This is a genomic window from Parabacteroides vesiculifaciens, from assembly GCF_049860805.1.
GTDB lineage: Bacteria > Bacteroidota > Bacteroidia > Bacteroidales > Tannerellaceae > Parabacteroides.
Genome location: NZ_CP187555.1, coordinates 1251355 through 1264666 on the forward strand (window position 1 = coordinate 1251355; position 13312 = coordinate 1264666).

9 protein-coding genes are annotated in these 13312 nt (G+C 49.3%); all 9 read left to right on the forward strand.

Annotated features, from left to right (window positions below; genetic code table 11):
• The first annotated feature begins 16 nt into the window (after positions 1 to 16).
• The 9 genes from ACPYIV_RS04960 to ACPYIV_RS05000 all read left to right on the forward strand — a co-directional run bounded on the left by ACPYIV_RS04960 (position 17) and on the right by ACPYIV_RS05000 (position 13222).
• The gene (locus ACPYIV_RS04960) at positions 17 to 826 is read left to right on the forward strand and encodes an IclR family transcriptional regulator (protein WP_293731685.1); all 810 of its coding nucleotides are present in this window, start codon (positions 17 to 19) and stop codon (positions 824 to 826) included.
• Positions 827 to 834: 8 nt separating this feature from the next.
• Complete coding sequence (locus tag ACPYIV_RS04965; protein ID WP_425885922.1) at positions 835 to 2610, forward strand: YVTN family beta-propeller repeat-containing protein; 1776 nt, start codon at positions 835 to 837, stop codon at positions 2608 to 2610.
• Positions 2607 to 3701: an endoribonuclease L-PSP gene (locus ACPYIV_RS04970; protein ID WP_300760914.1), complete on the forward strand. Its 1095-nt coding sequence runs from the start codon at positions 2607 to 2609 to the stop codon at positions 3699 to 3701. The genes ACPYIV_RS04965 and ACPYIV_RS04970 overlap by 4 nt, the downstream gene beginning before the upstream one ends.
• 107 nt (positions 3702 to 3808) lie before the next feature.
• Complete coding sequence (locus ACPYIV_RS04975) at positions 3809 to 4570, forward strand: hypothetical protein (protein WP_293739168.1); 762 nt, start codon at positions 3809 to 3811, stop codon at positions 4568 to 4570.
• A 28-nt stretch (positions 4571 to 4598) separates the two neighbouring features.
• Positions 4599 to 8594, forward strand: a complete 3996-nt coding sequence (locus tag ACPYIV_RS04980; protein WP_293739167.1) for an SUMF1/EgtB/PvdO family nonheme iron enzyme — start codon at positions 4599 to 4601, stop codon at positions 8592 to 8594.
• A gap of 130 nt (positions 8595 to 8724) precedes the next feature.
• Positions 8725 to 11160 carry a cytochrome c biogenesis protein CcsA gene (gene ccsA, locus ACPYIV_RS04985; RefSeq protein ID WP_425885926.1) on the forward strand — a complete coding sequence of 812 codons (2436 nt, stop codon included), beginning with the start codon at positions 8725 to 8727 and terminating at the stop codon, positions 11158 to 11160.
• 73 nt (positions 11161 to 11233) lie between these two features.
• Positions 11234 to 11548: a hypothetical protein gene (locus tag ACPYIV_RS04990; protein ID WP_008148365.1), complete on the forward strand. Its 315-nt coding sequence runs from the start codon at positions 11234 to 11236 to the stop codon at positions 11546 to 11548.
• Between the two features lie 35 nt (positions 11549 to 11583).
• Positions 11584 to 12600 (forward strand): dihydroxyacetone kinase subunit DhaK, encoded by a 1017-nt coding sequence (locus tag ACPYIV_RS04995; protein ID WP_293731691.1) that lies wholly within the window; start codon positions 11584 to 11586, stop codon positions 12598 to 12600.
• A gap of 7 nt (positions 12601 to 12607) precedes the next feature.
• A complete protein-coding gene (locus ACPYIV_RS05000) occupies positions 12608 to 13222 on the forward strand; it encodes a DAK2 domain-containing protein (protein WP_425885929.1) in 615 nt (204 codons plus the stop codon).
• The last annotated feature ends 90 nt before the right edge of the window (positions 13223 to 13312 follow it).

A 13312-nucleotide genomic window follows, 5' to 3' on the forward strand; every position in this document is an offset into this window, starting at 1 on the left:
AAACAATATTTCAAATATGGAAAGCGTTATTCCAAATATGGAAAAAGCAGAAGAGAACTACAAGGTGCCGAACCTCGAAAAGGGGATCGCTGTACTTGAGTACTTGTCGCTTCACACCCAGGGTGAGACGCTTCAGGATATCAAGTCCACCCTTGATATATCGCAGACTACGGCCTATCGTATTTTGAATACGTTGGTCCGTCTGGATTATTTGATCTATAATGAAGACACAAAGCGATACAAGTTATCCCGTAAATTACTAACTTTGGGATTCAGATCACTGAACGAACACAATTTACTGGAAACTGTTTTGCCCCGTTTGCGTGATTTGCGCGATCAGGTGAAAGAGACGGCATGCTTCGGCGTGCTGGGGGACCGGAAAGGTATCTTTATCGAGCAGGCACAGGGACACCATACGTTCCGTTTTATCCTCTCGCCGGGGAAACCTTTCGATTTGCATTGCTCGGCTCCGGGAAAGGCGATCATGGCGTATCTGCCGAATACAGTCCGGGACCGGTATTTGTCTTATATGGAATTTACACGCTACAACGCCCGGACTATTACTACACGTGACGCTTATCTGGAGGAACTTGAAAGAGTCCGGAAATTGGGTTATGCTATGGATAACGAGGAAGAGCTGAACGGTGTGATTTGCATCGGGGCGCCTATTTTTAATTACACGGGCTATCCCTGCGGGGCAATCTGGATCTCAGGCCCGAAGGACCGGTTGTCGAAAGAAGTCTTACGGACTTCGGCAGACTGTATAAAGAAAGTGGCCCAGACAATTTCTCTTGAATTAGGATATAGTAAAGCAAAAAAAATATAATATATACCATGAATACACGAAAATACATATTAAAAAACTCACTGGCGGCTTGCTTTGCCTGCTGTTGCATCTCCTTTGCTTCAGCAGGTAACCCGCCGTTCTTCCCGACTGATGTCGTGACGAATGCCAAAGGTGAGTTGTTGATGACAGATAAAGGGGTAAAGCGGGTTGATGTTTTTTCGCCTGATGGTAAAACATTGCTGCGCTCTTACCCGGTGGATGAAGCGCCTACCGGCATCCTTATGGATGGCGACAAGGCGTATGTGACGACATTCGGAACGACGGGCCATCTACAGATCCTGTCGCTCGAATCGGGAAGGGTAGAGGCTTCTATTCCGACCGGTTCGGGAGCATGCCATCCGATGTTTGCTCCGGATAAGAAGCATATATATGTATGTAACCAGTTCCAGAATACAATTTCGGAAGTCGATCCGGTAGCCCGCAAAGTGATGCGTACGGTGAAGGTGTTGCGTGAACCGAAGTCTGCCGTGTTCAGCAAGGACGGCAAATATCTCTTTGTAACGAACTTTCTTCCGGCTCAGCGGGCTGATCTCGACTATGTCGCCGCCTGCGTTTCCGTCATCGAAATGGATGGCTTCACGAAGGTGAAAGACATTCAGTTGGCTAACGGAAGTAATGCCCTCCGGGGAATCTGTATCACGCCCGATGGCAAATATATATATGTATCTCACAACCTGGGACGTTTCACCGTTCCTACATCTCAATTGCAACAGGGATGGATGAACACGAGTGCATTCAGTGTGATTGATGTCGACAAACAGGAGTTCCTGGGGGCCATCGTCGTGGATGAGCCTGAACGGGGGGCTGCCGGTATCTGGAGTATCGCCTGCAACGACGAGTCTGTCTTCATCTCTCATTCAGGGACACACGAGGTCAGCGTGATCGACCATAAGGCGATGCTGGAGAAGTTCTTGAACTATCCTAACAAAGCAGTGTTGGACTACGACCTGACTTTCTTATACGGCCTTCGCGAACGTATCCCGTTGGAGGGGAACGGTCCTCGCAATATGATCTTAGACGGTGACAGGCTGATTATCCCGACTTATTTTGCTGATGTCCTGAATATTTTGGATATCAATACGAACGAAGTAGCATCGGTCGAGCTAAATCCCGGACGCGAGGAAACAGATGAAAATAAGGGCGAACGTTATTTCAACGATGCCTCGCACTGTTTCCAGAACTGGCAGAGTTGTAACGGTTGCCATCCGGGAGACGGCCGTACGGACGGCATGAATTGGGATTTGATGAACGACGGTGTCGGCAACTCCAAGAACTGCAAGAGTATGCTCTTTAGCCATGTGACTCCTCCCAACATGATTTCCGGTATCCGTGAACATGCGGAACGGGCCGTGCGGGCAGGCTTTAACTTCATTCAGTTTTTTGAAGTGTCGGAAGAAGATGCCGTTTGTGTGGATGCCTATTTGAAATCACTCCGTCCTGTGCCCAGTCCCTACTTGGTAAATGGAGAGTTGTCCGATTTGGCAAAGGAAGGGCAGAAGGTGTTCGAAAAGCTGAAATGCGGGGAATGTCATAGCGGCGTTTATTATACGGATATGAAATACCACCGTATCGGTGAAGATATTGAGTTCGAAAAAGGTTGGGATACTCCGACTTTGCGTGAAGTGTGGCGTACGGCTCCCTATTTGTTCGACGGGCGTGCCGCTACCATGAAGGATGTGTTCAGTGTCCATAAGCACGGCATCGAGAAGAAAGTCTCAGAGAAAGATATCGAAGCATTAACCGAATATGTGAACTCTTTATGAATTACTGCGATAAAATACATTACAATATTTATACCACCGGGCTGGCTACCTTTAATGAAATGGTGGACGCTCTGCTGGCACAGCTGCCGCAAGACGAACAGATCCTCCGTTTGGCATTCTTCGGTATGCCGAACGATAACGAACAATATGTCTCCCGCCGTATCATGCTGCGCGAGAAGATCCGTAAGTTCTACGGAAACCATGAGCCGGTATTGAGCTATGTTTCCCAGCCTCCTCTGAATGCCGGATTGATTTTGGAAGTCCATAGTTACAAAGCGGATGAAAACGATCATATCACTTTCCGCCATCACAGTGGTTTCCCGTATGTCGTACTGGAAAATGCCGATGGCCGTTTCCTCTTTGCCGGAGGATTCCATGGAGATGTGATTAACTTCGGCATCCAGCAACAGTCCGCAGAAGTATTTCACATGATGGGAGAGGTGATGCGTCGGGAAGGTTTCCCTGTAAACAGCATCATCCGCCAATGGAACTATATCGAGCAGATCACCTGCTTCGATGGCCCGGATCAGCATTACCAGATGTTCAACAATGCCCGTGCCGATTTCTATGGAAAGACGGACTGGAACAACGGCTATCCGGCTGCTACCGGTATCGGGGCCAACCTGGGAGGCATACTGGTCGATTTGGATGCGGCTGTATTTGGCCGCCCCGTATGCTATGCCACGCCGATCGACAATAAGTTGCAGGTCGCCGCTCATGCCTATTCGGACCAGGTTCTCGAAGCTGCCCAGCAGAAGAAAGCGACGCCGAAGTTCGAACGGGCCAAAAGCATGACATTCGACGGCCGGCGGATCGTGTACATTTCCGGTACGGCTGCCATCCGTGGAGAAGAAAGCTTAGTAGGTGTTGGCCTCGCACGCCAGCTCCATATCACAATGGAAAACATCGACCAGCTTATCGGTGATGCAAAGTTGAAAATGCTGCGCGTCTATCTGAAAGACAAATCTTTCTATGAGGAGGCGCACGAACTGCTGGAAGGATATAATTTGAATATCCCCATATCTTATATGTGGGCGGACGTTTGCCGGGATGAGTTATTGATCGAAATAGAAGGGATCGCCATCGAATAAACGTTTCATGGGCATGAAACAGTCGTTTCACCTTATGGAAACAAAAGTTTCTTCGGCAGGGAATAGGTAAGGAACAAATATTACTAACTAAATAAACAAGAGAAAAAATGAAAAAGAATTTTATGAAATTAACTGCTATGGGGGCTCTTTTGCTTTCTATGGCTGCATGTACCGGCAAAACATCTACCGGTGAAGCTACCTGCTGCGCTGCTGCCGGTAAAGGACAATGCACCGAACAGTGCGGAAGCGACTGCAAGAATGAATGTAATAACACTGCTAACTGTAAAAATAATAAAGAAATGAAGTATTCAAAGAAGTACACAAATGCCGACTTCTACAAAGACGGCAAGTTCCAACAGGATGTTGCTATGGAAGCAATGAAAGACATGTTCGCTTTCTACGGTGTTCCTTTCACCGAACTGATGGCTAAGGACATGTGGGTAACCGATTTCGGTCTGGGCGATTTTGAAAACGTAGGTATGGGCGGTATTTTCTGGATCAACGATCCTGAATACGGCTACTTCGCTCATGCGATCTATCTGCTTCCGGGACAGATGATCCCCGAACATGCACATGTAAAAACTAAATTCCCGGCTAAACATGAATCCTGGATGGTTGAAAAGGGATGGGTTTACAACTTCTCTGAAATTGGCGACGAAACACCTAACGCTCCTGCTATTCCCGCTACCCACGGTGCGATCAAGAGCAAAAACTTCGTCGTACAGAATGTAGGTGATGTTCTTCGCTTGAAAAAATTGGAAACATTCCACTTTATGATGGCTGGTCCTGAAGGTGCTATTGTTGATGAATGGGCATGCTACCACGATAACGACGGCTTGCGCTTCACCAACACGAAAGCTGCGTTATAATAAGTAATAATACCTTATAATTTATTACATGAACAAATACTATTTATTAGTATCACTCCTTCTGTCCTCTTCTGTTATGGTATCCGCAGGGCCCAAGCAGAAGAAGGCGGAAACGTGGATTGATGCTTCGGTCAAAGCTAAAACGGAATTACAGGCCAAGCTGAAGAAATCCGGAATGCCGATCATCTCTACCTGGATGAAGCATAAGGCGAAAGCCGAACCTTTCGTGGTAGACCTGAAAGGAGTGGATAAGCTGGTGCTTGTAACGGCCGGAGGTCCCGACGGTACGGACTACGACCAGGCTGTATGGGCAAACGCCCGTCTGATTAAAGCCGATGGTACAGCTGTATGGTTGGACGAAGTCCCTTATGAGTATGGCGTTGCCGGTTGGGCGAAGCCTAAGATGAACACAAATGCCTACGACCATGAGATCGTGATCGCCGGAAAGGAATACAAACACGGTGTGTTCTGCCATGCGAACGGTACGTTGGTATATCCGGTGGGTGGCCAGTATGTCCGTTTCGAAGCCGAAGTCGGTATCGACGATACTTCAAGTGGAGGAAGTGTGTTCTTCCAGGCATTGAATACGGTTCCGAACTTTGTGGCAGAAGAACTGAACACCAAATATCCGGAAGAAATCGGTATGCTGGGCGCTGTACTGGACGGCCTGGATACCTGGCTGATCACCCCGGATGCCTCGGTTGAAAAACAGGCTGTGGATAATGCGATTGCCCGGTTGAAAGACGGTGCCTACTATTCGAATGTGGCAAAACAGATCGCAAACGAAAAAGACCTCAACACCCAAATACGCAAGTATCTCGAACTGGTGGAGAAAGTACAGGACCTGTACACGCTCCAGAGTGATCTGGAATGGCTGAATGTCGAAGCTGTCAAATTGGCTTTCGCCGATATGAAAAAGCAGAAAGGCTACGATGCCGCCAAATACGAACCGATGCTGAACGAACTGGTCCAGCTCGAAAAGAAAGGTTTCAAAGGTATCTATAACGGAGACGAGCAAGCGATTGCCGATGCCAAGAAAGCATTGGAGTGCAAACGCGCCATCTTGCTGGCAAACCCGTTGCTGGATGCCGACAAACTTGTGGCTGCCCGTTTCAAAGTCGGTTCAAAGGCTCACCAGATCATGTCGCCTTCCTTAGGTACGCAGGCTAATAACTGGAGTAACCAGGAATCTGCCGGTCGTGAAGGCTTCGATGCCGAGATCGTCGAACTCTCCAACCTGCGTGGCGATATACAGATGCGCCAGGTCTATAAACCGGCGAACGGTTCTTCCATAGCCGACCTGAAACTGCATTGGAACGGTGACCGCGTGATGTTTACACAGACACAGGACGACAAGCGTTGGAACATCTATGAAGTGAATCTGGATGGAACAGGCTTCAAGCCACTTGTGGAAAATGACGAGCCGGATCTGGAATTCTATGATGGTACTTACCTGCCTGACGGTCGTGTGATTGCTATCTCCAATATCGGTTACCAAGGCGTTCCTTGTGTGAACGGTAGCGATGCGGTCGGTAACATGGTGCTGTACAATCCGAAGGATAAGAGTATGCGCCGTTTGACATTCGACCAGGATGCCAACTGGAATCCGGTTATTATGAATAACGGTCGTGTGATGTACACCCGTTGGGAGTACACCGACCTGACCCACTATTATTCCCGTATCGTAATGCACATGAACCCGGACGGAACGGAAAACAAAGCCCTCTACGGTAGCGGCGCGATGTTCCCGAACAGTACGTTCGACGTACAGCCGTTGCCTGGTCACGGTTCTGCATTCGTCGGTATTATTTCCGGTCACCATGGTGTGGCCCGTTCCGGCCGTATGATCATCTTCGATCCGACTAAGGGACGTAAGAGCACAGCCGGTATGGTACAGGAAATCCCTCACCGTAACCGTCCGGTCAAGGAAGAGATCAAAGACCAGCTGGTAAACGGTGTATGGCCGCAGTTCATCAAACCGACCCCGCTGAACGATAAATACTTCCTGGTAGCCGCCAAGTTAGACCCGCACGCCTTGTGGGGACTTTATTTGGTGGACGTTTACGACAACGTAACCTGTCTGATGCAGGCAGAAGGCGAAGGCTATATCAGCCCGATCTTAGTACGCAAAACGAAGACACCTCCGTCTATTCCCGACCGTGTGAAACTGAATGAAAAGGAAGCGACCTTCTTTATCCAGGATATTTACGAAGGAGAGGGCTTGAAGGGTATTCCTCGCGGAACGGTTAAGTCACTCCGTTTGCATGCTTACGAATATGCGTATGTAAAGACTCGTTCCGACCATAACTGGCACGGAATCCAGTCCGGTTGGGATATCAAACGTATGTTGGGTACGGTTCCGGTTGAAGAAGACGGTTCCGTAATCTTCAAGGCTCCGGCGAATACTCCGATCTCCATCCAGCCGTTGGATAAGGATGGGGTTGCCATTCAATGGATGCGTAGCTGGGTAACCGGTCAGCCTGGTGAAGTGGTTTCCTGTATCGGTTGCCACGAAGACCAGAACCAGATCGCGATCCCGAAACGTGTGATCGCTTCACAGAAAGCTCCTTCAGCTTTGACTTTGCCGGAAGGGGGAACCCGTTCCTTTACATTCGACTTGGAAGTACAGCCGATCCTCGATCGCGCTTGTATCGCATGTCATAACGGACAGGGCAAGGCGTTCGACCTGCGTGGTGGAAAGAAAGACAATTTAGGCTATGGTACGTCTTATTTGAATTTGCATCCGTATGTACACCGTCAGGGTGGTGAAGGCGATATGGTTGTTTTGCAGCCGTACGAATATCATCCGAACACGAGCGAACTCGTCCGCTTGCTGAAGAAAGGCCACCACAACGTACAGTTGACTGATAAGGAATGGAAGACTCTTTACAACTGGATCGATTACAATGCTCCCGATAAAGGTTATTTCAATGCTAACGTATTGGATATGCTTCCTTATAAAGGATTCGATCAGATCAAACGTCGTAAGGAATTGACCGATAAGTATGCAAACGGTGCAGGTGTGGACTGGAAGAAGGAAATCGCCGACTATGCCGACTATCTGAAAAAGCAAGGCCCGATCACTCCGGTCATGCCTGAAAAGACTGCTGCCGTGAAGGAAAAGAACGTGAAGGCGAAGGGTTGGCCTTTCGGTTCCGACCGGATCAAGGAAATGCTGGCTAAGGAAAAGGAAACCCGTAAGGTGGTTGAGATCGCCCCGGGCGTGAAGGTTAACTTTGTCCGTATTCCGGCCGGTGAATTTGTGATGGGCAGCTATCGTGGCGAACCGGATGCTTATCCGACAGCTAAAGTGAAGATCGACAAAGGCTTCTGGATGGCCGAGTTGGAAACGACGAACGAACAGTTCAACGTTGTTTTCCCGGAACATGACAGCCGTTTCGTCGACCAGCAATGGAAAGACCACGTGAATCAGGGTTATCCGGCCAACAAACCGGAACAACCGGTTATCCGTGTCAGCTACAACGATGCTATGGAATTCTGTCAGAAACTGAGCGAAAAGACAGGCCTCAAGATCACGCTTCCGACAGAAGCACAGTGGGAATGGGCTTGTCGTGCCGGTAGCGATCAGGACTTTTGGTATGGCGATATGCACACGGACTTCGGTAAGAAGGACAACCTGGCAGACAAGACAACACTGTTGCTTGCCGTTTACGGTGTAGACCCTCAGCCGATGGCGAAGACGAACCCGTGGTACAAGTACTACACCTTCCTTCCTAAAGAAGAGAGCGTGGACGATGGTAACCTGGTTCAGGTTGGCGGCAAGGCTTATGAAGCCAATCCGTTCGGTCTGTACAGTATGCATGGAAATGTAGCCGAATGGACTCGTTCCGACTATGTATCGTATCCGTATAATGAAAAGACGAAAGAGACATCCGAATACAAGGTGGCCCGTGGCGGTTCGTACATCGACCGTCCGAAGTATGCGGCTTCCCACACGCGTAAGGCTTACTATCCGTACCAGCGTGTGTTCAATGTCGGCTTCCGTATGATCATTGAAGATTGATAATAAAGAGGTATAGATAACATCTATCAACCCATAGAGAGCACAGATGTGGCAGATTGCCATCGGTTGTTTCATCAAACAATTAATCTGCGTACATTTGCCGCATCTGTGAACTCTAATTAAAAAGTAAATGAAAACAAATCTCGAACGATTTTTCTCCTCTTTTGTAACGACGATCGTCCTGTTACTGATTTATGCCTTTGGCCTGGCCGTTGCCACTTTCATCGAAAAGTATCACGGTACAGCTGCTGCCAAAGCAATGGTTTATTATTCCCCCTTGTTTTTCCTGCTCCAATTCCTTTTAGTCGTCAATTTTATCGCGGCTACGATCAAACACCAATACCTCAAACGTGGCAAATGGGGGCTGATGCTGACTCATTTCGCCTTTATCGTCATCCTGCTCGGCGCTCTCACTTCTTTCCTTTTCGGTGAAGAGGGAATCCTGCATCTGCGTGAAGGGGAGACAAGCAACCAGATAGCTGTCCGCACTTCCGATAATACGACCTTCCATACCCTGCCTTTTTCCGTTGAACTGAAGAAATTCACCTTAACCCGCTATCCCGGTTCCGCCAGCCCCTCCGCTTATGAGAGCGAAGTGATCGTCCATGTGGACGGCCAGGACCGCGAAGAACGGATCTTTATGAATAATGTATTGGATGTAAAAGGCTATCGTTTCTTCCAGGCCTCTTACGACCAGGATGAACACGGAACCATCCTTTCCGTCAATCGCGATGTGGCAGGACGGAACATCACTTACTCCGGATATCTTTTGCTGGTCATCGGCTTAGTTCTTTGCTTAGTCGGTAAGGACTCCCGGTTCATGCGCCAGAGCCGCCGCCTGAAAGAATTGCGAAAGGCGACGAATGTAACGGCCGTGTCGCTTGCACTCCTTGCCGTATCCATATCCGTAAACGCCGGTGAAAAGGCTTCCCCGATGTTGGATGCCGTACAAAAATATACCGTAAGCCCGGAACATGCCGCCCTCTTCGGCGCCCTTCCGATCCAGTCGGGTAGCGGCCGTATGATGCCGGTCAACACCTTCTCTTCGGAGATCCTCCGTAAGCTCCATAAGTCGGATAAGATCGGTAAACTGAACTCCGACCAGTTCCTCTTGAGCCTTCTGGCCATGCCGGACATGTGGATGCGCGTTCCCTTTATCGCCCTGTCCAATCCCGAACTGGCCGCCTACTATGACCTGACGGACGGCGAATGCGCCTATATCCAGGTATTCGACAGCAACGGCAATTATAAATTGCAGGAGAAGTTGGAAGAGGCCTATAACAAGATGCCAGCCCAGCGGACCCGTTTCGACAAAGACTTGATGAAATTAGATGAGCAGTTGAACATCTTCCACCAGCTGATCAACCACCAGATGCTGAACCTCTTCCCGAAAGAAGACGATCCGAATCATAAATGGTATGCACCCGGTGACGACCTCTCTGCCTTCAGCGGTAAAGACTCCATGTTCGTCTCCCGTATTCTCGACTGGTATTTAGGCGAGGTGCAGGAAGGCCTGAAAAGCGGTGACTGGGCGAAAGCCGACGAAGTGGTCGGTATGATCGGCACGTACCAGCAAGCTAAGAACAAGACACTCGATATCAGCCCGAAGCGTATGCAGGCCGAATTGAAATATAACAAGATGGATGTTTTCCGCTATTGCAAGATCGGTTATCTGGTTTTAGGCGGACTGCTGTTGGTCCTTTCTTTCGCGATGCTGTTCCGCCGGAGCCGCTGGATGAAGGTTGCCGTATGGCTGTTGGGGATCGGTGTGCTAATCGTTTTCCATTATCATATGTTCGGTATGGGGATGCGCTGGTATATCGGCGGTTATGCCCCCTGGAGCAATTCCTACGAGACGATGGTCTACGTGGGGTGGGCGACTGTCTTTGCCGGGCTGTTGTTCGTACGTCGCAGTACGATCACCTTCGCATTGGCTACCCTGTTCGGCGGTATCATCCTTTTCGTGTCCGGCCTGAACTGGATGGACCCGGAGATCAATCCGCTCGTGCCAGTCTTGAAATCGCCGTGGCTGATGTTCCATGTGGCGGTCATTGTAGCCGCTTACGGCTTCTTCGGTATCAGTTGCCTGATCGGGTTGACCAATATGGTGATGATGTCCATTACCGGAAAGAAGAACGGGAATGTGTTGAAAGCCCGTATCACCGAACTGAGTATCGTGAACGAGATGGCGCTTTGGGTAGGGCTTGCCCTGATGACCGTCGGTACTTTCCTCGGTGCTGTCTGGGCGAATGAGTCCTGGGGCCGTTACTGGGGGTGGGACCCGAAGGAGACCTGGGCGTTGATCACGATGGTCGTGTATGCCGTAGTGACCCATCTCCACTTAGTGAAACGCTGGAATAACCCTTGGCTGTTCAACCTGGCATCCGTGATCGCGTTTGCCTCCGTGCTGATGACTTTCTTCGGTGTCAATTATTTTCTGAGCGGAATGCATTCATACGGTCAAAATGATAATGTGCATGGAATTTTCACCTATCTTTATATCGCCCTGGGAGTAGTCATTATCCTGGCTATCCTCTCATACGGAAGATGGAAGACGAAGGTGTGAAACTTATATGTTTTAAATTTGAGAGAACTGATAACGAATAAAAATAGTACGAACACTTAAAATTGAATTAGTCATGAGAACATTTAATCACGTCGGTATCGTAACGACAGAACAAGTAGAAGGGGCTATGTTTAACGAAGGCCTGAGTGTATGGTTGACAGACTATAGCAAAAGTCCGAACCGTATCGAATTCCTGAAATTTGAAGAAGGAAGCTGCCTGCCCGAACTGGTACAGAAACAGGGACACATCGCTTACACCGTTCCTTCGCTGGAAGAAGAACTGAAAGGCAAGAAGGTGATCTTCGGCCCGGCTGTATGCGACGAACATCTGACGATCGCTTTCATCGAAGAAGAAGGTATCGCCATCGAAATCATGGAAATCAAATAACAACATTAATAACTTAAATAAAGGAGGAAAATACCATGTCAGACATGAAGACAAAATTCATAAATGATCCTGAACAGATAACACCCGAATTGTTGGAAGGTTATGTATTGGCATACCCGGACCAGGTTAAATTAGGTGGCGAAAATATCGTTGTACGTGCCAATCCGAAGGGCGAAGACAAAGTGGCTATCGTTACGTTGGGCGGTTCCGGCCACGAACCTGCATTGAGCGGATTCGTCGGCGAAGGTATGTTGGACTGCTCCGTTGTGGGTGATGTGTTTGCCGCTCCCGGTGCACAGCGCCTGTTCCAGGCTTTGCAGCTGATGAAGCGTGAGGCCGGTATCCTGTTGGTTGTCCTGAACCACTCCGGAGACGTGATGAGTGCGAACATGGCTTGCCAGTTGGCGGAACGTGTAGGCATCAAAGTGAAACAAGTGTTGACCCATGATGATATCAGCGCCGGTATCGGTGCCAACGTCGACGACCGTCGCGGTCTGGCCGGTTGCGTGCCTTTGTATAAGATTTTGGGTGCTGCGTCCGAAGAAGGTAAAACGCTGGACGAACTGGTTGAGATTGCAGAACGCTATAACCGGAACGTAGCTACTTTAGCTGTTGCCATGCGCTCTTGTACGCATCCGCAGAACGGCGGTACGATCACCGACCTGCCCCAGGGCATCATGGAGATCGGTATGGGACAGCACGGTGAAGGCGGTGGCGGACAGAAACCGCTTGTATCTGCCGACGATACGGCTGCCGAAATGGTAGACCTGCTTTGCCAGCAGCTCAAACCGAAAGCCGGCGACAAGATGATGCTTATCATCAACGGCGTAGGAGCGACTACCCACATGGAGTTGAACATTATCTTCCGTAAAGCCTACAAGGAACTGGAAGCCCGTGGCCTCCAGGTTGCAGTAAGCCGCATCCAGGAAATTCTGACCGTACAGGAACAGGCCGGTTTCCAGATGATCATGGCCATTCTCGATGAAGATCATATCGACTATCTGAAGAACAAACGTGCTGATGCACCTTACTGGACAACAATCGGTAAATAAACGAGATATGAAACAACTGACTATCGAAAACTTCAAGGCGATGCTCGACAACGCCTTGAAGAACATCAAAGAACGCGAAGACGAATTTTCTAAATTGGATGCCGTTATCGGTGACGGCGACCATGGCCAGGCAATCGTGACGGCTATGTCCGCTATCGTGGCTACGGCTCAGAAAGGAACGGAGTTCAAAGCCATGCTGAACGACATGGGCTTCGACGTTATGTTGCAGGTAAGCGGCTCCACCAGTACGCTCTTGGGTGCCTTTTTCTTAGGTATGAGTGACCATGCTTCGGGGACGAAACTGGATGCCGCCGGAGTAAAGGCCCTGTTTGCCGGAGGCCTCGCCAACGTGCAGAAACAGACGAAAGCCCAGAAAGGCGACAAGACGATGATGGATGCCTTGATCCCGGCTGTAGAAGCGATCCAGACTTGTCCTTCGGACGACATTAAGGAAATCCTCGAAGCCGGAGCGAAAGCCGCCCTTGCCGGTGCTGCTGCTACGGTGGAAATGAAAGCCAATTTCGGCCGTGCCCGTAACTACGGTGAACGCTCCATCGGCTATGCCGACAGCGGTGCTACTTCTTGGAGCTGTATGTTCGAATCATTCGCACAAGCGCTTTAAGGATTTATAATTTATGATTTATGATTTATGCGTCGATAATAAATCATAAATCATAAATCATAAATCCCCAAATCATAAATTATAAATCAT